The organism is Pandoraea captiosa (genome assembly GCF_902459775.1).
GTDB classification, from domain to species: Bacteria; Pseudomonadota; Gammaproteobacteria; order Burkholderiales; family Burkholderiaceae; genus Pandoraea; species Pandoraea captiosa.
The window spans coordinates 252127-271359 of sequence record NZ_CABPSQ010000003.1; the positions used below are offsets into that span (position 1 = coordinate 252127).

Genomic DNA, 19233 nt, shown 5'->3' on the forward strand with positions numbered 1-19233 from the left:
GTCGCCGAGGTGATGTTGGACGACACGGGGAAGACGACATGGGGAAGTTGTCTCTCGACGCTCTGATCAGCACCTGCTACGACGGCGTGCTTGACGAAGCGTGCTGGGATCGCGCGCTGCGCGATTTCAACGAGTGGGTCGGTGGCATGGGATTCCATTCGGTGACGTGGGATCGCGAGCGTCACTGCGCCATACGCGACTCGACATCGCTGAGCGCCTCGCCCGATCTCATTCGCGAGTTCGTCGAGAAGCTGGCGCCGACCGACCCGCGCGTGGCGCTCATGCTGCGCCAGCCGGTCGGCCATGCCATGCGGTGCCACCATCACCTGAGCGATCGCTACGTCGCCCGTAGCGAGCTCTTCAACGAATTCCTCATTCCCAACGGCGTGCGCTACACGTACGGCCTGCATCTGGACGGCGCCGACGGGACCAGCGAATTGCTGGCGATTCTGCGCAGTCCGGATCACGCACCGTTCGAAGACGCCGACGCCGCTCCCGAGTTGGAAACACTGACGAAACACATTGCGCGAGCAGCGCGTCTGCGTGCCGGCACGCGTCATCTGCAGGCGCAGGCGGCAATCGGCATGGCTGTGCTCGACCATCTCGACATGGCCATCGTCATTACCGACGCAACGAGCCATGTGCACTATCTGAACGTGGCCGCCCACCAGATTCTGGGCGACACGCGCAACGTCGGGATTCGTGCAGGGAAATTCTCGGCGTTGCTGCCGAGCGACGACCAGGCGATGCGGCGTCTGATCGCGGGCGCCACGGCGCCGATGCCCGTGGCGGGCAGCCATCGTCTTCACGGCGACAATCAACGCCATTGGGTGGTCACGGTGCTGCCGCTGCGCGAATCGCACGCATGCGCCGCGCCGTGGCAGCGACCGATGGCGATGCTCACGATCGGGGATCTGGACCGGCGCGTGACGTTCGGTCCCTACACGTTGAAGGTGCTGTTTGGGCTGTCACCGGGCGAGGCCCGGCTCGCGCAGGCGCTGGCCGAGGGCCGCGAGGTGGCGCAGTACGCGCAGGACGTCAACATTGCCGTGAACACCGCGCGCGCACAATTACGTCACATTTTCGACAAGACCGGATGCCGTCGGCAGGCAGACCTGCTGCGCCTGCTGCACGCGATTCCGGCGCTGCGAATCGACGCGCCGGGCTGAGCGCCGACCCCGTGGGCTCGTCGCCGATTTATCCGCGTGCGAACGCCTTGCGATTGAGTTCGAGCTGCGTGATGAGCTTTTGCAGACGCGACTCGGCCGTGCGCGAGAGTGCGATGAAGCGGCAGCCGATGTGATACTCGATGTCCTTTGCCAGCGGCACGGCGCGCACCGCGCAGACTTCCAGATCGACCTGCACCGTTCCGTAGTCGCGCAGCTCCATGTCGACCTGCATGAGCATCGAGCCCTTCGGAATTTCAGCGGCCGCCTCGGCCTTCGTGCGCAGGCCGACACCACCGAGCGACAGGTCGAACACGGCCAGACGCATCGGCGTCTCGTCGGGGAATTTGACAGTGCACTGATACGGATCGAGGATCGGCGTCTTCACGCGGAAATAGTCGCGGCGTTGCAGGCGCACGAGCGTTTCCGGATACGACGAATAGAACGCCGGATACCCTTCGTACTCACGCTCCTCCACGTCGCCGATCGGGAAATGCACCTGGATGCCTTCGGGCACGCCCACGAACAGCGCACGCTTGTTGGCGAGCAGCGCGCGGTTCTCCGTCTCGATGCCACCCCAATCGAAGTAGAAGCCGCGCGCTTGCGGTTCGACCTTGAGCAATCGCGTCACGAGCTGGCGCTGGCCGTTCGCGAAGTACACCGTCATGAAGTCGCCGCGCGTCGCCAGATGACGCAGCACGCCACCGATCTCCAGCGGATTGCTGATGCGATAGGTGTCATGCAGTTGAGACTCTTCGTCCGTGGGCGCCGGTGTCACCTGCGGTTCTGTCGTTTCCATACCTGATCTTCTATTTGTCCCCGTGCGGGCCGCGCGAGCGCACGATCCGTACGTAATAAAGCCGTTGCGACGCGCCATGCCGCAGATCCTGGCACCGGCATCGCGACATGAGGGAGTGCCCGTCGGTACTCGCCTGCCGTCTCATGCATCGGGTCAGGGACGTTGAGTCATGGACGTTAACGGTCACTGGCCGAAAATATTGAGTGCTTCTGCGCCCGAAGTTACTGCTCCCCGTATCGTGCGCCACACCCGGGCCTTCCCAAGCCCGCCTACCATGCTTTCATGCGCTTTCATGCGCTTGCCTGCGCTGCCCGACGACCCCCGTCGCCGGATCAGCGATGTACTGCCGCCATCAATGCCCCGAAGCCCATGAACACGCCGCCGCTGATGCGATTGAACGCCTTGAGCACGCGCGCTTCGCGCAGGTAGGGGGCGATGCGCAGGCCGCCGGTCGCGTACACCAGGTACCAGCTCATCTCAATGATGGCGAACGTGCCCAGCAGGATGGAGAACTGCGGCACCTTGGCCGCCGTCGGATCGATGAACTGGGGCAGAAACGCCGCAGCGAAGAGAATGGCCTTCGGATTGCTGGCAGCGACCAGGAAGCCCGCCTTGAAGAGCTTGCCGAAGCTCGCGTCGGCCGCCAGGGCAGGCGTTGCCAATGTGGCCGCTTCGTCCTGGCTACCCACCGGCCAGCGCCAGCTCTTGTAACCGAGGTAAATGAGGTATGCCGCGCCCGCGTATCGCAGGGTATCGAAGAGCATCGGCCAGGCCTTGAGCACCGCGCCCAGACCTGCGGCGGAAATCGACATCATGGCGATGAGTGCCGTCATGCAGCCCGCCATCGTGCCGAGCGACGGACGCAGACCATGGCGCGCGCCATGCGTCATGACGAGCAACATGTTCGGCCCCGGCGTTGCCGAGACGAAAAAAACGGTGACCACATACAGCCACCACGTTTGCAGGCTCATGATTGCCTCGAAAAAAGCGTGTCGCGAAATCGATTTGGCATTGTAGCGTCGAACCGTGACGGTAGCATCGTCCGCGTGCACGTCCTGCACGATTCACCACGATGGCACACCAATCGGCAGGCGCGAAACAAAAAACAAACAGGCCCGATGACTTTCGTCATCGAGCCTGTCGGTCACGAGATATCGCCCCGCCCGAAGGCCGAGGCAACATCGCGAGAAGCGCTCAGCCCTTAGATGGGCTTGATGTTCGCAGCTTGCTTGCCCTTCGGGCCAACCTTGACTTCGAACGAGACCTTTTGGTTCTCTTGCAGCGACTTGAAGCCGTCAACCTTCACTTCCGAGAAGTGAGCGAACAGGTCTTCACCGCCGGCGTCCGGGGTGATGAAGCCGAAGCCCTTTGCGTCGTTGAACCACTTAACAGTACCGGTTTCCATGTTTTTTCCTAATAAAACAATAGCTTGAGGTCGGAATGACCTCGTGATGCGCTGACAATCAAGGGAAAATGAAGGACTAGAAACCAGCGAGAAGCAGGAAAACTACGTCTGACAACAACTTCGCGGCTTGACAATCTGCAGTTGGTTTTATACGTGTCACACCGACGCTTGTCAACAGGGGAAATACCGCAAATTAAGTAACAATTTCCGCAAATAGCGGGGAATTTGGGCGCTCTTTGGGTGTCCGACCCGCCGTTGCAGCCCGTACAATGGGCGTTTTGTCCCGCGCCCATGCCGTTGTCGCGCGTCCGGCCCGTGTTTTGTGCTGTCTGAAATCGTTTTCGAACGTTTTTCCCCTATTGGGCGCACATTCCCCCAAAGTGGCCGGACGGGAAAGATTCGCGACCGTCGGCGGGCCTCCACCCCCAAGTTTTTTTATTTGCCCACGGATGGAGCCTAATCACCTCGCGCGATCCTTGCGATCGCAAACCGAAATTCGCATGCCCGGCCAGTTCCACTGGCTCGCCCGGTGCCGCACGCATCTGATCAGTCTGGCCGTTTGCGCAACACTGGCCGCCTGCGCCGGTTCGCCGACCTATGGTCCGGTGCCCGCCGGCAGCTATCGGGTGCAATCCGGCGACACGCTCTACGGCATTGCACGGGCCAACAACGCGAGCACGGCCGATCTGGTGCGCTGGAACAGTTTGCCCGACGCCGACAAGATCGAAGTCGGTCAGGTATTGCGCGTGGTGCCGCCGCCCGGTGCGACGAGCACGCCCGCGCCGGCGGCTTCGTCAGGCGCCAGTGCGGCGACGCGGCCCCGCCCGCAGACCAAGCCATCGAAACCTGCCGCGAAGCCCGCACCGGCGCCGGCAGCCCCCCGCATAGCGACGAACAAGATTCCGATGACCTGGCCCGCCACGGGCAAGATCCTCGCAAACTACAACGGCAGCAGCAACAAAGGCATCGACATCGGCGGTCAGTCGGGAGACCCGATCTACGCTGCGGCGGCCGGCAAGGTGGTCTATGCCGGTAACGGCTTGCGTGGCTACGGCAATCTCGTGATGATTCAGCACGAAAACGGCTATCTCACGGCGTATGCGCACAACCGGGAATTGCTGGTCAAGGAAGGCGCATCGGTCTCGAAGGGCCAGACGATTGCCAGGATGGGCGACACCGACTCGCACGGCATCGTCAAGCTGCACTTCGAAGTGCGTCAAAAGGGCACGCCGTTCAATCCGAACGAGTTCCTGCCGCCGCGCTGAGCAACGCGCACGCAACCGGTCCGGCACATCAAAAAAAACGGCAAGGCGCGATGCCTTGCCGTTTTTCATTCGCCGTTCGAAGCGCAATCTGACCGTGGTGAGGCCGACGCTCACGCCGACGCCAGAAACCCTTGCGACAAGCCGTTGGCGCGCGCGTCGCACCACTCCGGGTGAGCCCGCGGGTCGGTCCATACCAGCAAATGCAGCGCGGCAAGGGCGCGCGGGTCGTTGAGCAATTCCCACTTTTGCGTGTTGCTCAGCTTGGTCGGCCCTCTGAGCAGGGCAGTTTCCACACGACCGGCGCGCACCGCGTCGCGCTTCGCATCGTCGAGCGTCGGCTTCACGCTCGATGCGATCAGCGCGTTGGCCATCGGATCGACCACGGCATCGACGAAATCGACATGCTTGCCCGTCTCGCTGGTGTACTTCTCGGTCATGCGCAACTCCTTCGGCGGCCACGATTCCTCGGGGATGAGGAACAAACGGGCACGCTTCAGACCACGGCCGAGCGAGACGCGGCTGGAAAACACCGACACCGGAATCGAGATCATCATCGACCCGACGATCGGCATCAGCCACCAGATGAAGTCCGGATTGAGCCAGTAGACGACGCCGCCCCAGCCCATGCCGATCAGCGTTTGCAGTCCGTGGCGGCGAATCGCTTCGCCCCAATGCGTCTGCGCATCCTCGCGCGGTGGCGACTTCCACTGGATGGCGATACCGGTAAGCGCGGCCAGCACGAACTGCGTGTGAAACAGCATGCGCACCGGCGCCAGCACGGCAGAGAACACCATCTCGATGAACATGCTGAGCGTGACCGCGAACCAGCCGCCGAAGCGCTTGGCGCCCTTCACCCAGATGAGCAGCACTGCCAGAATCTTCGGCAGGAAGAGCAGCGTGGCCGTGGCCGAGAAGAGCGCCAGTGCGCGCTCCGGGTGCCACTCCGGCCACACCGGGAACAACTGGCGCGGCGCGGTGAAGTATTCCGGCACGACCAACGTATGCTTGGCCAGCAGGCAGGTCGAGAGAATCAGGAAGATGAACCACAGCGGCGCCGACACATACGCCATGGCGCCGGTGACGAACACGGCACGATGCACCGGGTGCATACCTTCCGCGAGGAACAGACGGAAGTTCATCAGGTTGCCCTGACACCAGCGACGATCGCGTTTGAGCTCGTCGAGCAGGTTCGGCGGCATCTCTTCATAGCTGCCCGGCAGATCGTAGGCGATCCACACGCCCCAGCCCGCGCGCCGCATCAGCGCAGCCTCGACGAAGTCATGCGACAGAATCGCACCGGACATGGCCCCCTTGCCCGGCAGCGGCGCGAGCGCGCAGTGCTCCATGAAGGGCTTCAGACGAATGATGGCGTTGTGGCCCCAGTAGTGCGATTCGCCGAGTTGCCAGTAGTGCAGGCCAGCGGTGAAAAGCGGACCGTAGACGCGGCCGGCGAACTGTTGCAGACGCGCGTAAAACGTCTCGCGACCGGCCGCGAGCGGCGCCGTCTGAATCAGACCGGCGCTCGGATGCGCTTCCATCATGCGCGCGAGCTTGGTCAGGCATTCGCCGCTCATGACGCTGTCCGCGTCGAGCACGATCATGTAGCGATAGTCGCTGCCCCAGCGACGGCAGAAGTCGTCGAGGTTGCCGCTCTTGCGCTTGACTCGCCGCTGACGACGGCGATAGAAAATGCGACCGAATCCGCCGACCTCGCGGCACAGCGCCTGCCACGCATCGACTTCGGCGGTGCAGTTATCCGCTTCGTTGGAGTCGGACAGGATGAAGAAGTCGAAGCGGTCCAGCGAGTCGGTCTTGGCGAGCGATTCGTACGTCGCGCGCAGGCCGGCGAACACCCGGCCGACGTCTTCATTGCAGATCGGCATGACGATGGCGGTACGCGCGTCGGGTGCGATAGGCGCGTCGCCCGCCGCCATCTTCGAGATCATGTGACGCTCGCCGCCGACGAGCAGGACGAAGAAACCGAAGATGGCCGTCCAGAATCCCGCCGAGACCCAGCCGAAAAGCAGCACAAACAGCACCAGCACGGCAAATTCGAGCGGATCGGCGCCGTGATACGGCAACACCGACGCCATGAAATGCGTGGCGAGCGCCGTTTGCGCGATCATCAGGGCGAGCAACATCCAGCGGCGACGGCGTCCCGCCTGCGACCATTTGCCCTTGGGATCGGGCGCGTCGCGCACGAGCGGATCGGGGTCCTTGCGGCCCGTGAGCTTGCGCCACAGGCGCGCGAGCGGATTGAGCGACCACGGACGTGGGATGAGCGACGTGCGGCGCACCGGCGGCGCGACGCGCAACGTCTGCACCCCGCGCACCTCGTCCAGCCCGGCCGCAGCGGCCAGCGAGCCGCCCTCGGTGAGCGCAAGGCGCACCGGTTGCGACGCGAGCACGGCGTCGCTGTCGGACTCGATCTCGGCAAGGTCATGGGCGTGCCACGCCGCCGTCGCCACCGCAGTGGCCACACCGGCGCTTTCGGTTTGCCCATGCGCGGCACCGGCAGCCGCGTTTGCAACGTCAGCGGCGTCAGCGGCGTCAGCGGCGTCAGCGGCGTCAGCGGCGTCAGCGGCATCATCGGCGGAAGCGACCGCCGCCGGGACTTCGCCTGCGGACGACGCGCCCTCGCCAGCGACGTTCGTCACGCGCGCGAGCAGACGCTGCAAGCGTGTGAGGACGTCGAGCGAATCGCCGCCGTCACGCTTGGCTTGCGCGAGCAGGGCGCGACGCTTCTCGGCGGGCAGAGGCAGCCGGTCGACGTACAACTCGTCGACCGGAATATCGGAGCGCTCGCTCACTCGGGGGGTAACAGGTAGCTCCACGTTTCGGATAGGGTGTTACTGCCGTTGCGCAGGTAAGCGCGCATTTCGACGGGTTTCTCGGAATCGAGGCGGCGCATGCGAAGCATGACGCGATAGCCTCCCGTGACGTCATTGCGCTGCGTCTGCACTTCGAGGATCTTGCCGTTGCCGTCGATGGACACATTGCCGTCGACCTTGGCATCGTCCGGCAGCTTCTTGAGCGCCGGGCCCTCGAAGTCGAGCGCGAACAGCAGACTGTCGTCTGGTTTTCCCCGGTAGCCGTGCCCCCGGCGGCTCTGCGTCACCCACGCCAGCGGCGGGCGCTTCTCGTTATCCTTTTGCCACGTCAGACGATACTCAAGCGAATAGGCTTCCTTGGGCTTGGGCGGCGCATCGGGCACCCAGTAGGCGACGATGTTGTCGTTCGTTTCATCCGGCGTGGGAATTTGTACCAACTCTACGCGGCCTTGTCCCCATTTGCCCTTCGGTTCGACCCAGGCGCTCGGACGTAACTCATAATGGTCCTCAAGGTCCTGGTAGTTACTGAAGTCGCGATCACGCTGCACCAGCCCGAAACCGCCCGGGTTGGACAACGAGAAGGACGACACCAGCAGACGCTTGGGATTGACGAGCGGGCGCCAGATCCATTCGCCGGTGCCGGACTGAATGGACAGGCCGTCGGAGTCATGCACTTCGGGGCGATAGTCGGGCACGGATGCCGGCTGATTTTCGCCAAAGAAGAACATGCTGGTGAGCGGCGCAATCCCGAGCTTGGTGACGTTCTCGCGCAGGAACAATTCGGATTTCACGTCGACGGTGGTGTCGACACCCGGGCGCAGCGTGAAGCGGTACGCCCCGGTCGCGCGCGGCGAATCGAGCAGTGCGTAGATGATGAGTTCTTTGGCGCCGGGCGCGGGACGCTGGATCCAGAATTCGGTGAAGCGCGGAAATTCTTCGCCCGAGTTCAGCGCCGTGTCGAGCGCCAGGCCGCGAGCGGACAGGCCGTAGGTCTGGTTCTTGCCCAGCGCGCGGAAATAGCTCGCGCCGAGGAAGACCATGACTTCGTCCTTGTACTTCGGTGTGTTGACCGGGAAGTGGATGCGGAACCCCGCGAAGCCGAGGCCGCGCAGTTGCTTCGGATCGACCTTGATCGCGCCGAAGTCGAACATGTCGGGGCTGTAGCGGATTTCACGTACGCTGTTGCCCGCGAGTTCGTTGATCTTCACGGGACGGTCGTAGTACGAGCCTTCGTGGAAGAACATCAGCTCGAACGGCAGCTTTTGCGAACGCCACAGCGCCTTGTCGGGCTTGAAGCGGATGTTGCGGTAGCGGTCGTACGTGAGGTTCTGAAGCTCCTTGGGGAGGTTCGGATCCTTGGGCTTGTAGCGGCTGTTCGCGAGCGTGCGGGCCTGTTTGGCAACGTCGTCGAGCGAGAAAGCATGCGCCGCCCCCGAGACGAGCGCGCAGACACTGAGCGCGCTGGCGATCGCTACGCGCAGGGCACGGTGGGAAATCATGCGGTAAACGGCGTTGGGCAGGAAATCCATCGGCAGTGGAAAGGGCATGTAACGCGCGTGCCGACCGTAGCCAGCGTGCGCCGAACGCGCAATTTTACCCGTTCATTCACCGATTGACTAAAGATGCATCGGCAAAACCTTCGAAGCGGGCACTCACATTACCTCAATCGTCTGCTGTGACGGCGGTTCCGGCGACTCACAAATTTGTGACTATTTGTGACCAATGGACCATTGGAAAGGATTTCGTCGCCTTTTCTGCCAATTTATCCCCGGTTTTTCGCAAATTTCACCGCTAGCTTCACAGCTTACTTCGCCGCTTACTTCGCCGCTTACTTCACCGCTTACTTCACCGCTTACTTCACCGCTTACCTCCCCTATCGGCTGGCCATCGCGAGCAATCCGCCCAGCGTCATCAGCGCGCCGCCGATCGTGCGCCTGACCAGTTGCTGCTGCCTGACCATGGCCGCGCGCATCCATCCGGCCGAGAAACCCAGCGCCACCAGGCTGAACCATGCCCAATGCGCGAACGACATGAACGCGCCGTAGGCCAGTCCCAGCCCCCATCCCGTGCCCGGGTGCACAACCTGCGTGAAGGTACTCACCACGAACAGCGTGCACTTCGGGTTCAATGCGTTGGTCAGAAAGCCGGTGCGCAGCGCCTGCATCGCCTCGCGCCATTGGGATTCGCCGGCGGCCCCCTCGCCCAGTGACTTCGCGGCGCGGTCCTGGGTCACGTCCACCACCGGCGACCGGTCCCGAAGCGTGCGCCAGCCGATGTACATCAGATACGCGGCGCCGATCCACTTGATGCCGGTAAACAGCCACGGCACCTGCACGATCAGCAACCCCACGCCCACCAGGGTGTATGCCACATGCACCTGCACGCCCGCCGCAATGCCCAGCGCGGCCCATAACCCCGCCCGCCTGCCGTGACGCCAGCTCTCGCGCGTCACCATGGCGAAATCGGCGCCCGGGCTGATCACCGCGAGCACGGTGATGGTCATGACCGCCAACATCTCTTGCATGATGAATTCTCACAGATTCGTTTCCGGAGACACATTCTCCGTAAGGATCTACCGCAAGAAAAACGATGTTTTCGACCTTTCATCCGTGATAATTTCTCACGTATGAAGCGCCCCCTGCCCCTGAACGCCCTGCACGTCTTCGACGTCGCCGCCAGCGAACTCAGCTTCGCGCGTGCCGCCGAGCGCCTGTTCGTCACGCATGGCGCCGTCAGCCGCCAGATTCGAACGCTCGAACTCGCGCTTGGGCTGCCCCTGTTCGAGCGCCGCAATCGCGCCGTCTTTCTCACCCCCGCCGGCGTTCGACTTCACGCGACCACGCGACAGATGTTCGAGCACCTCGCCACAACCGTGGCGAGCCTCCAGCCGCTCGCCACCTCGACCGCCCTCGTCGTCTCCTGCGAACCCACCCTCGCCATGCGATGGCTCATCCCGCGGCTGGGCGCCTTCGCGCAGGCACATCCCGACATCGCACTGCACCTGCACTCTGCGGGCGGGCCGCTCGACTTCGAAAGCACGCGGGTCGACGTCGCGATCCGACGCAACGACTTTTTCTGGGGGCATTCGCTCTCGGCCGAACCGCTGGCGGACGAATGGATCGGCCCCGTCGGTCTTCCCAACGTCTTCGACGCCCCTCGCCTGTCCCGGCTGAACACGCGTACGCGCCCTCATGCATGGCAAGACTGGCAGCGCGCGATGCAGACGAACGCGCAATCGCCTTCGGTGTTGGCGCAGCCCGCCCTGGACATCGGCGCGACCACACCGCCGTTCGAGCACTTCTATCTGAGCTTGCAAGCGGCGGGGGCCGGACTTGGTGCGGCGATCGGATCGGTCTACATGGTGTGCGACGAGTTGCGCGCCGGGCGTCTCGTGGCGCCCTACGGATTCCTGCGCGACGGTTCAGGCTATGTCGCACTGTCGCGCGAGCCGTTCGCCGCGAATCCGGCGAAGCAGGCATTGCTGGAATGGCTGCGCCACGCGCTGGCCGAGGCAGCCGCGCCGTGGATCGTCAATCCGCATTGAGATAGAGGGAGTGGAGGACGGCGATCACGCCCGGGGCTCGTCGCGAGAGCTACTCGTGGGCGGCGCCGATGGCGGCAGAGGGACCGGTGCCGGTCCTGCGGCGGCGCTCGCGGCGTCTTCGGTCTGCGCCACTGCGGGCGGGCCCTTCGGCAGCATGCGCACACCGCGCCAGTTGCCCCACTTGTAGTACGCAAGCGCCATGACGAGCGATACGGCGAACCCCAGCGGGAAGCTCCACCAGATCGCTTCGGCTCCCCAGGTTTTCTGCATCTGCCACGCAAACGGCAGCCGGATCACCCACTGCGAGACGAACAGAATGACGAGCGGCGCCGTGACCGCGCCCGTTGCGCGCACCACACCGAACAACACGATGGTCACGCCGAACAGCACGAACGACCATGCGACGACCGCATTGATGTGCTTTGCCACCGAAATGGCATAGCCATCGCCTGGCAGGAACGCGTTCATGAACTGCTTGTTGAACAACAGAATGGCGATGACCAGCGCGCCGGTCATTACGAAGTTCAGCCCGACGCCTACGCGCCCGATCTTCGAGACGCGGTCCCACAGTCCCGCGCCGACGTTCTGCGCCGTCATGGACGACACGCCTGCGCCAATGGCCAGCGCCGGCATCTGCACATACGTCCACAATTGCGACGCCACGCCATAAGCCGCCGTCGTCTGCGAGCCGTAGCCGTTGACGAAGCCCATCATGACCATCGCAGACGACGAGATCACGACCATCTGCAACCCCATCGGCAAGCCCTTCACAACGATCAGCCGCAACAGCCCCATGTCGATGCGCAGATACTTCCAGTCCTTGCGTTGCAGCCATAGCGGGTCACGACGTCGATACAACGTGTACATGAGCGCGGCGAGGCTCAGTGTTTGCGCGATGAGCGTGGCCCCCGCCGACCCGGCGATACCGAACGGCGGAATCGGTCCCCAGCCGAAGATGAGCAGCGGGTTGAGTGCGACGTCGAGCCCCACCGAGAGCAGCATGAAGCGAAACGGCGTGCGCGCATCGCCCGCGCCGCGCAAGGCCATCATGACGAAGTTGTAGAAATACATGACCGGCAACGCCACGAAGATGATGCGCAGATACGCGATGGCGAACTCGCGCGCGTCGGTCGGCGTGCCGAGCGCCTGGAGCAACTCCGGCGTGAAGACATAGCCGAATGCGGAGACGGCCACCGACATCAGGATGAAGAACGTTGCGCTCGTGCCGACGATACGCCGCGTGAGCACCGGGTTCTTCGCGCCGATGGACTGGCCGATGAGAATGGTGTTGGCCATGCTGATGCCAAACACGACACCAAGCAGGAAGAACAGCAGGATGTTGGCGTTAGACGCCGCAGTGAGCGCCGACTCGCCCAGATAATGGCCGATCCACATGGCGTTGATCGACGCATTGAGCGACTGAAGCACATTGCTGCCAAGCACCGGCAGCGAAAACCAGAACAAGGTTTTGCCGATGGGGCCGCGCGTAAGGTCCTTTTCGGCCATGGTCTGCCTTATTTCGCGTCGAACTTCACGCCGGTGGCGGGCGTCGGCACCGTGCATCGATGTCCGCGTAAGTTGTCGAGAAAGCGCTGGATCAGCGGCAGCACCTTGGCCTCGATTTCGCCATGGCCATAGCCGAACCCCGCAAAGTTGAAATGCGTCGCCCCGTCGACGACCGCCAGCCAGTGACAGCCGGGGGGCATGTCGGCGAACGGCTCGGTGCGCGTCTGCCATTTGCCGTCGAGCGGTTCGTCGCGCGTGCCCGTCACGAGCAGCACGGGCTTATGGATGTCATGCCATGCCCCGGCCGGGAAAATCGATCCTTTGCCCTGCGGGGACAGCGCGATATAGCCGTCGAAGCGGTCGTCGCCGTCGAGGCCGAGTTTGTTCTTGGCGCCCGCCTCGATCATCACGGTGACCGCCCCCATGGAATGCCCGGCGAGCACCGCCGGCCCCGAGCGACATTGCGCCCTCGCCCAATGCAGGGCCGCGCCGGTATCTTCGAGCCGGTCGTCATACGTTTCGGGATCCGTAGTGAGTGCCAGCAAACCGTCTCGCAGTCCGCCGGTGCGTACCCGCTCGCGCAGCGATTCGCGCCCGCTCTCCTTGTGCGCCATCGTCACCGTGAGCCAGCCGTACTTCGAGAGGGCACGGCCGAGCCACGACAGCGCGTCGCGGTCGTCGCCCGCGCCGGGGCTGAGCACGGCCACGCCGTTGCAGGCGGCCGGAGGACGGAAGACATGGAGATTGACGTAGGCGCCGTCGCTGCGTAATACCCGCTCATCAGCGCCGGTTGCCATGGACGTGTTGCTTGCCTGGGCGGATGCAGAGGGTGCGGAGGATGCAGATCCCGGCGCCGTTTTGGTCGCCGTTTTGTTCGCAGCTGCCGCGGGCGCCGGCGCCGCGGTGTCGGCTGCGAAAACGTGAGACGAGAACGTCGCGAGCAGGGACGCGCCGACGCCGCAGGTGCCGAGCGCGACGAGTAACGTCCCGAACGATCGTCCCACGGCCCTGCACGACTTTCCGAGCATCCGTTCTCCTCTGGTATCCGGCAGCGCGCAGCCAACCTGAGCCCGAACGGGCAAGTCCAAGACTACCGAGGAAACAGGTCAGGCCGGGAGCGAGGGTCTCGCGACGACGCTCCGCTGCGATATCACACGATGAGTCATCTTAGCGCGGATTGCGTATCTTGCTCGCAGGAATTTTGCGTCATTCACACCTGTCTCGCGTGCGCAACGCGTAAGTGCCCCAGCGCCGACGCGTACCCCTGCGGGTCGAACCGCCACGTCAGCGCGATCAGCGCCACGTTGAGCACGATGAGCCCGCCCCACGAGGGCATGAAGCTGCCCGTCGCCGCCATCACGGCGCCGGCGGCAAACGGCGCGATTGCCGCGATGCAAAACCCCACCCCTTGCATGAAGGCCGCCAGCGCCGCCGCGTGACGCGGGTGCGCATGATGGTCGAGTGCGAGCACCAGGCCGAGCGAGAACGTGCCGCCAAGACCGAAACCGATCCCGCCGATCCACCACCACGGCGCCGCGTCGGGGGCGACGGCCAGTCCCGCCAGACCGCCCAGCGTCGCCGCCAGTGCGAGCGTCAGCCAGCGACGGCGATCGACGTTGCGTCGCGCCAGCCACGGCAGCACCAGCGCGGCGAACACCTGACACGCCGTCAGCCCGGCGAGCAGCGCGCCGCTTTGCTTTGCGCTCATGCCGCGCTGCTGATAAAACGGCGGCAGCCACGCGACCATCGTCGTGTAAGTGCAGTTGATGAGACCGAAATAGATCGCGAGCGTCCATGCGCGATGTTTGCGCAACAAGGCGAGCATGGACGGCGCCGTCTGCGCAACATTTGCGCTGGCCGTCTGGCACGCAACGCGCAACGCTTCGGCACTGCTTGCGGCACGTCGTGGCGCGGTCGCGTCAGTCACTGAAGATTCGTCGTCACCCGACGCGGCGCGTGCCAATGGCGCTCGCCACCACGCGAAGGCCGCTGCAGCGACCACGGCAAGCCACATTCCCAACCCGATGCGCCAGTCGTCCGCCTCGGCCGCCGCCCACGGACTCATGGCCGCACCCAGACCGCCCCCGCCCATGAGCGCAGCGGAGTACAGCCCCATCATCGACGTCATTCGCCCCGCACGGTAGTTCGCCTTCACCACGCCGGGCAACAACGCCTGAATGATCGCGATGCCGATCCCCGAGGCCAGCGCCGTCGCGATCATCGTGACGGTGTCGTCGGCAACGAAGCGCGCCCCGCAGGCCAGTGCCAGCGCGGCCAGACCGAGCAGCACGCCGCGACGCTCGCCGAAGCGACGCGTCAGCCCGCTCGCGGCAAACGCCCCCGCTCCCATCGCCAGCACCGGCAGCGACGTCAGCAGCGCCGCGACCGGATACGTCATGCCCGTCGCTTCACGGATCTGGGGCAAGAGCGGACTGATGGACGTGAGCGTCGGGCGCAGCGTCAGCCCGACAGCCACGATGGCCAGCCAAAGCGTCATACCGCGACGCCCTCGCTGACCACGACATGCCCGTTCGCCACCACCCAGCGACGCGGCGCGCGCGTCACGATGGCCTGCGCGGCATTCAGGGCGTCGACGAGTACAAGATCGGCACGCGCGCCCACGTGCAGGCCATAGTCCTCGAACCAGCACGTGCGCGCGCCCTGATGCGTGACGCAATCGAGCGCGATGTCGAGTTCGTCGTCGCGACGCAGGTTGTAGCGCAGGCCGATCATCATCGCGCGCTCCAGCATGTCGGGCGAGCCATACGGCGTCCAGGTGTCGCGAATGCCGTCGTTGCCTCCCGCGAGCGGCACACCGGCGCGGCGACATGCCATGAGCGGCGGCACAATGCGCGACGGGGGCGCGGTCGTGACCAGCGCGACACCGGCATCGGCCAGTCGTGCGAGCAACGCGTCGGCCCGCGCCGCGTCGAGCTCACCCAGACAGAATGCGTGCGAGACGACGACCTTGCCCTGCATGCCCAGCGCCAGAATGCGCTCGAGCATCAACTCGAACGAGAACACCCCCATCTCGCCCGGCTCGTGCAAATGGATATCGACGGGGCAGCCATGTTTGTCGGCCAGCGCAAACATCGCGTCGAGCGACGCCCTCGGATCACGATCGATGGCGCAGGGATCGAGCCAGCCCAGCACGTCGGCGCCGCGCGCGAGCGACGCGTCGAGCCATTCGACGGTGCCTGCACGATCGAGTACCCCCGACTGCGGAAACGCCACGATCTGCATGTCGAGCGTATCCCGGAGTGTCTCGCGTGTGGCAAGTACGCCCTCGAGATGGCGCAGGCCCGCCTCGGTGTCGATGTCCACGTGCGTGCGCAAGCGCGTGGTGCCTGCCGCGAGAAACGCACGGCCAAGCGCCAGCGAAGCGGCGCCTGCGTCATGTCCGCTGGCGGCGCGCCATGCGCGCTCGTTATCGATGCGATCGATGAGTCGCGAGCCGCACTCGTTCACGTACCACGGCATGCCCCACGTCGTTTTGTCCAGGTGGGTGTGCGCCTCGACCAGTCCCGGCATGAGCAGCGCGCCGCGCGCGTCGATCCGGCGTACCGCGTCGTGCGCAGGCGCTCCATCGCCCACCTGTGCCCCGGACGCCTGGCTCGCTGGCAGCGACGGCCCGATGGCCGCGATCTTTCCGTGCTCCACGCGCACCTCGACCGGCTTGCCGTCGAGCGCGCGCGCGTTGCGAATTTCCAGTGTCGTCATACTTTCCTCAAAATGCCTGCTTTCACATGACGCGAGCGGGTCAGTGTGCTCACCGCCACGAACGTCACTGCATTGACCGCCAGCGCAACCAGCCCCATGTTGATCGACGCGACCGTGTCCGACGCCCCCGGCAACAGCGTGCGCAGATTGACGTCGAAGCCGACGGCGGCGAGCAACACGAGCGCGCCCGCACCGATGCCCGCAAACGCCCCGTACTTGTTACCGAAAGGTCGGGGCAGCAAGCTCGCCACGAACGACGGGAACAACTGTGTGAGCAGACTCGACGCGAACAGCGCCAGCGCCACGAACGTCGCCCCGCCACGCAACACGAAGAACACCGCAACCAGCCCGAACACCGGCAACACGCGCTTGGCCAGCTTGCCGACGAACGCTTCGCTCGCCTGCGGCGCGAAACCGTCGCGATAGATGTTCTTGGCGATCAACGTCGACGCATTGAGCAGAATCATCGAACCCGGCACCAGCGCGGTCAACACCCCCACACCGCCGATCACGCCCACGAACCACGGCGAGAAGGTCTGCTTCACGATGCGCAGCAGCGCCAGGTCCGAGTCTGCGCCGCTCAGTCCCGGCACTTGCAGAATCGCCGCGAAACCGACGAAGAACATGAACGCGATGACCATCTGGTACAGCGGCATCAGAATCGTGTTCTTGCGCACCGCGCTCTCGGTCTTGGCCGCATACACCGAGGTGAAAACATACGGATACAGGTAGTAACCGAGCGACGTGAGCAGAATCGTCGAGTTGTACCAGGACAGCGTGAGGCCGCTCGTCGGCATTTGCAGGAAGCCGGGGCGCGCCGCCTCGATCCTGTCGAACATTTCACCGAAGCCACCGAAGTAATGCAGCGGCAGATAGATGCCGAGGAATACGGCGATCACGAGAATCAGAATGTCCTTGTAGATCGCGATGCTCGCCGACCCATGAATACCCGACACCGTAATGTAGAGCACCATCGCAATGGCGCCGCACCAGATCGCCACGGCCGGCGGGATCGTCCCATACGAGGCTTCGGACACGATGATGCCAAGACCGCGCAACTGAATGATGAGCAAGGCGCTCATGCCCAGCACGGCCACCACCGACACCACCACGCCCAAGGCGCGCGAGCGGTACGCCGTCGCAAAGAAGTCGGAGAACGACACGCAATTGTGCTTCGTGGCGTGACGCCACGCGGCGGGCAACATCCAGTAGCCGAGCAGATACGCGAGCGCGCCGTAAGCAAGGATGTAAAACGCGGGCGGCCCCTTGCTGTACGCCCATCCGCTCGCGCCCAGGAACGTGAAGGTGGAAAACGCCTCCCCTGCCATGAGCAGGAACACGAGCAGCGTGCCGAAGCCGCGGCCACCCACCGCCCACTGCTCCAGACTCATCGTGCGCCCGCGCCGGGCGCGAATCCCGATGAAGAGGGCAAACGCCAGAAACGCCGCGATGACGGCAAGCGCGGCATTCATGATGCAGCTCCGTCGTGATCGCGGGAAGTCGTGTCGGCGCCCGACGCGCGGGCGGCATCGCGCGAGCCGTCGAACTGGAACATCACCACCATCACGACCGACGTGAGCAGCAGCCAGACGATGTTCCACGTCATCAGAAAGGGCAGACCGGCGAGCCGGGTTCCCACATGTTCGGCGAGCCAGCCGCCGCTGTAAAACGCCGCGACGGGAAGCGCGGCCAGGCAATGCACGGGTTTCATGATGTCTCCAGACCCAAAGGGATTCGTCGGTCGGCCGCGCGTCAGCGTTGGGGGCAGACGCGCGCGGCGCCATGGTTTCGTGCCACTTCGCTGTGTCCAGTGGGCATGGCATGCCGTTTCGAATTGGCATATCATCAACCAAACACACCAAAATGGTTAACCATTTTTGTTGACCATTATCGGTAACGAATTGCCGAAATGCAAGATCGCATTTGGCCTGAAGGCCCTGATCGAGGGTTTACACGCCGTGAGCCGGGATTGACGCCGTGGGAACGTTTGACGTGACCGGAGGACTCGGCACCGCAGGTACAATGCGCCCCACGTCCACGCGATCCACGACCTTCAAGGAGATCCGGCTTGAGCCGCACTGCACCGCCCTCGCCGTCGCCACCACCGTCACCTACGGCAGCCGACACGCCGCAGGGCGCCGCGTCCCGCGCCGCTCGGGACACGCATGCCGCCACCGCGAAGTCGGCGGCATCGGCAACTTCGGTGACTGAGGCAACATCGACGCCGGCGGGCGACGACGCGCCGGGCAGCGCAGGTCAGCAGATCGAGGCAAGGGTCTACGCAGCCATCTCGCAGGCGTTGCTCTCGGGCAAGCTGCGCCCCGGCATGCCATTGCGCGAGCGGAATCTGGCGCAGGCGTTCGGTTGCACGCGCGGCGCGGTACGCAAGGTGCTGGCGCGGCTCGGCTTCGAAGGCAAGCTGGTGCTCGAACCGAATCGCGGTGCGTTCGTGCCGCAGCCCTCGCTCGACGACATCCGTCAGACATATCGCGCGCGCCGTGTGCTGGAGACCGGCGTGATCGCAAGCGTCTGCGGCCGGCTGCGCGACGCGCAGCTCGCGGTGCTCGACGCTCACGTCGCGACCGAAGCCCGCTCGCACGCCGACGGCACGCACGAGCGCTCCATTCGCCTCGCGGGCGAGTTCCATCTGAAGTTGATCGGTATGGCCGACAGCGCCGAGCTCGACGCGTTTGCCCGTCAGCTCGTCGCCAAGACGGAGCTGTACAAGGCCCTCTACGACCCGGCCGAATTCATGCACTGCGCACCGACCGAGCATGCCCAGCTCGTGAGCCAGTTGCGCGATGGCAAGACGCAGGCGGCGATTGCGCTCGCGACTGCCCATCTGGACGAACTCGAAGCACGGGTGCTCACGCGCGCCGCAGCCGCCGAGACGCCGGACTTTCGCGCGATATTTGCCGAAGCCTTTGCCGGTGCAGCGACCTGAATCGGGGTATATTTCGCCTGATCGCGACGGGCTAGCGGCCCGCCTGCCATTTT

At 64.5% G+C, this 19233-nt stretch carries 16 protein-coding genes; 4 read left to right on the forward strand and 12 right to left on the reverse strand.

The features are described 5' to 3' along the window. Positions 1-38 precede the first annotated feature (38 nt). Positions 39-1169 (forward strand): helix-turn-helix transcriptional regulator, encoded by a 1131-nt coding sequence (locus PCA31118_RS11700; protein WP_150625389.1) that lies wholly within the window; start codon positions 39-41, stop codon positions 1167-1169. Positions 1170-1197: 28 nt separating this feature from the next. On the opposite strand, the gene PCA31118_RS11705 is transcribed toward PCA31118_RS11700, so the two are convergent. From PCA31118_RS11705 to PCA31118_RS11715, 3 genes are all read right to left on the reverse strand, one after another. After that, positions 1198-1965, reverse strand: a complete 768-nt coding sequence (locus tag PCA31118_RS11705) for a flagellar brake protein (RefSeq protein WP_174990434.1) — start codon at positions 1963-1965, stop codon at positions 1198-1200. Positions 1966-2297: 332 nt separating this feature from the next. After that, positions 2298-2936: a LysE family translocator gene (locus PCA31118_RS11710; RefSeq protein WP_150625391.1), complete on the reverse strand. Its 639-nt coding sequence runs from the start codon at positions 2934-2936 to the stop codon at positions 2298-2300. Positions 2937-3166: 230 nt separating this feature from the next. Beyond that, positions 3167-3370 (reverse strand): cold-shock protein, encoded by a 204-nt coding sequence (locus PCA31118_RS11715; RefSeq protein ID WP_044456973.1) that lies wholly within the window; start codon positions 3368-3370, stop codon positions 3167-3169. A gap of 500 nt (positions 3371-3870) precedes the next feature. Between PCA31118_RS11715 and PCA31118_RS11720 the strand changes: the two genes are divergently transcribed. After that, positions 3871-4635 (forward strand): peptidoglycan DD-metalloendopeptidase family protein, encoded by a 765-nt coding sequence (locus tag PCA31118_RS11720; protein ID WP_150625392.1) that lies wholly within the window; start codon positions 3871-3873, stop codon positions 4633-4635. Positions 4636-4745: 110 nt separating this feature from the next. On the opposite strand, the gene mdoH is transcribed toward PCA31118_RS11720, so the two are convergent. The 3 genes from mdoH to PCA31118_RS11740 form a co-directional block, all read right to left on the reverse strand. Then, on the reverse strand, positions 4746-7478 hold the full coding sequence (gene mdoH / locus PCA31118_RS11725; RefSeq protein WP_425495358.1) for a glucans biosynthesis glucosyltransferase MdoH: 2733 nt from the start codon (positions 7476-7478) through the stop codon (positions 4746-4748). Continuing rightward, complete coding sequence (locus tag PCA31118_RS11730) at positions 7442-8965, reverse strand: glucan biosynthesis protein G (protein ID WP_150625674.1); 1524 nt, start codon at positions 8963-8965, stop codon at positions 7442-7444. The genes mdoH and PCA31118_RS11730 overlap by 37 nt, the downstream gene beginning before the upstream one ends. A 374-nt stretch (positions 8966-9339) precedes the next feature. After that, on the reverse strand, positions 9340-9990 hold the full coding sequence (locus PCA31118_RS11740; RefSeq protein WP_150625394.1) for a LysE family translocator: 651 nt from the start codon (positions 9988-9990) through the stop codon (positions 9340-9342). A 102-nt stretch (positions 9991-10092) separates the two neighbouring features. Between PCA31118_RS11740 and PCA31118_RS11745 the strand changes: the two genes are divergently transcribed. Then, positions 10093-11010, forward strand: coding sequence for a LysR family transcriptional regulator (locus PCA31118_RS11745; RefSeq protein WP_150625395.1), 918 nt, complete (start codon positions 10093-10095; stop codon positions 11008-11010). A 24-nt stretch (positions 11011-11034) separates the two neighbouring features. On the opposite strand, the gene PCA31118_RS11750 is transcribed toward PCA31118_RS11745, so the two are convergent. From PCA31118_RS11750 to PCA31118_RS11775, 6 genes are all read right to left on the reverse strand, one after another. Then, positions 11035-12516 carry an MATE family efflux transporter gene (locus tag PCA31118_RS11750; protein ID WP_150625396.1) on the reverse strand — a complete coding sequence of 494 codons (1482 nt, stop codon included), beginning with the start codon at positions 12514-12516 and terminating at the stop codon, positions 11035-11037. A gap of 8 nt (positions 12517-12524) precedes the next feature. Beyond that, positions 12525-13313, reverse strand: a complete 789-nt coding sequence (locus tag PCA31118_RS11755; RefSeq protein WP_150625397.1) for an alpha/beta hydrolase family protein — start codon at positions 13311-13313, stop codon at positions 12525-12527. Positions 13314-13726: 413 nt separating this feature from the next. Further along, positions 13727-15013 (reverse strand): MFS transporter, encoded by a 1287-nt coding sequence (locus tag PCA31118_RS11760; protein WP_150625398.1) that lies wholly within the window; start codon positions 15011-15013, stop codon positions 13727-13729. Further along, positions 15010-16236 carry an amidohydrolase family protein gene (locus PCA31118_RS11765; RefSeq protein ID WP_150625399.1) on the reverse strand — a complete coding sequence of 409 codons (1227 nt, stop codon included), beginning with the start codon at positions 16234-16236 and terminating at the stop codon, positions 15010-15012. Before PCA31118_RS11765 ends, PCA31118_RS11760 begins: the two co-directional genes overlap by 4 nt. After that, positions 16233-17708: a sodium:solute symporter family protein gene (locus tag PCA31118_RS11770; protein WP_150625400.1), complete on the reverse strand. Its 1476-nt coding sequence runs from the start codon at positions 17706-17708 to the stop codon at positions 16233-16235. The genes PCA31118_RS11765 and PCA31118_RS11770 overlap by 4 nt, the downstream gene beginning before the upstream one ends. Beyond that, entirely contained in the window at positions 17705-17947 is a 243-nt protein-coding gene (locus tag PCA31118_RS11775; RefSeq protein ID WP_150625401.1) for a DUF3311 domain-containing protein, read from the reverse strand. The genes PCA31118_RS11770 and PCA31118_RS11775 overlap by 4 nt, the downstream gene beginning before the upstream one ends. A gap of 357 nt (positions 17948-18304) precedes the next feature. Between PCA31118_RS11775 and PCA31118_RS11780 the strand changes: the two genes are divergently transcribed. Continuing rightward, on the forward strand, positions 18305-19180 hold the full coding sequence (locus PCA31118_RS11780; RefSeq protein ID WP_150625402.1) for a GntR family transcriptional regulator: 876 nt from the start codon (positions 18305-18307) through the stop codon (positions 19178-19180). The last annotated feature ends 53 nt before the right edge of the window (positions 19181-19233 follow it).

What these genes read in the sequence shown, in the direction of transcription:
- PCA31118_RS11755 (WP_150625397.1), bottom strand. Translation starts at nt 13,313, where the DNA reads ATGGCAACCGGCGCTGATGAGCGGGTATTACGCAGCGACGGCGCCTAC.
- PCA31118_RS11710 (WP_150625391.1), bottom strand. Translation starts at nt 2,936, where the DNA reads ATGAGCCTGCAAACGTGGTGGCTGTATGTGGTCACCGTTTTTTTCGTC.
- PCA31118_RS11700 (WP_150625389.1), top strand. Translation starts at nt 39, where the DNA reads ATGGGGAAGTTGTCTCTCGACGCTCTGATCAGCACCTGCTACGACGGC.
- PCA31118_RS11715 (WP_044456973.1), bottom strand. Translation starts at nt 3,370, where the DNA reads ATGGAAACCGGTACTGTTAAGTGGTTCAACGACGCAAAGGGCTTCGGC.
- PCA31118_RS11745 (WP_150625395.1), top strand. Translation starts at nt 10,093, where the DNA reads ATGAAGCGCCCCCTGCCCCTGAACGCCCTGCACGTCTTCGACGTCGCC.
- PCA31118_RS11760 (WP_150625398.1), bottom strand. Translation starts at nt 15,013, where the DNA reads ATGACGCTTTGGCTGGCCATCGTGGCTGTCGGGCTGACGCTGCGCCCG.
- PCA31118_RS11750 (WP_150625396.1), bottom strand. Translation starts at nt 12,516, where the DNA reads ATGGCCGAAAAGGACCTTACGCGCGGCCCCATCGGCAAAACCTTGTTC.
- PCA31118_RS11765 (WP_150625399.1), bottom strand. Translation starts at nt 16,236, where the DNA reads ATGACGACACTGGAAATTCGCAACGCGCGCGCGCTCGACGGCAAGCCG.
- PCA31118_RS11730 (WP_150625674.1), bottom strand. Translation starts at nt 8,965, where the DNA reads ATGATTTCCCACCGTGCCCTGCGCGTAGCGATCGCCAGCGCGCTCAGT.
- PCA31118_RS11740 (WP_150625394.1), bottom strand. Translation starts at nt 9,990, where the DNA reads ATGCAAGAGATGTTGGCGGTCATGACCATCACCGTGCTCGCGGTGATC.
- PCA31118_RS11705 (WP_174990434.1), bottom strand. Translation starts at nt 1,965, where the DNA reads ATGGAAACGACAGAACCGCAGGTGACACCGGCGCCCACGGACGAAGAG.
- PCA31118_RS11720 (WP_150625392.1), top strand. Translation starts at nt 3,871, where the DNA reads ATGCCCGGCCAGTTCCACTGGCTCGCCCGGTGCCGCACGCATCTGATC.
- PCA31118_RS11770 (WP_150625400.1), bottom strand. Translation starts at nt 17,708, where the DNA reads ATGAATGCCGCGCTTGCCGTCATCGCGGCGTTTCTGGCGTTTGCCCTC.
- PCA31118_RS11775 (WP_150625401.1), bottom strand. Translation starts at nt 17,947, where the DNA reads ATGAAACCCGTGCATTGCCTGGCCGCGCTTCCCGTCGCGGCGTTTTAC.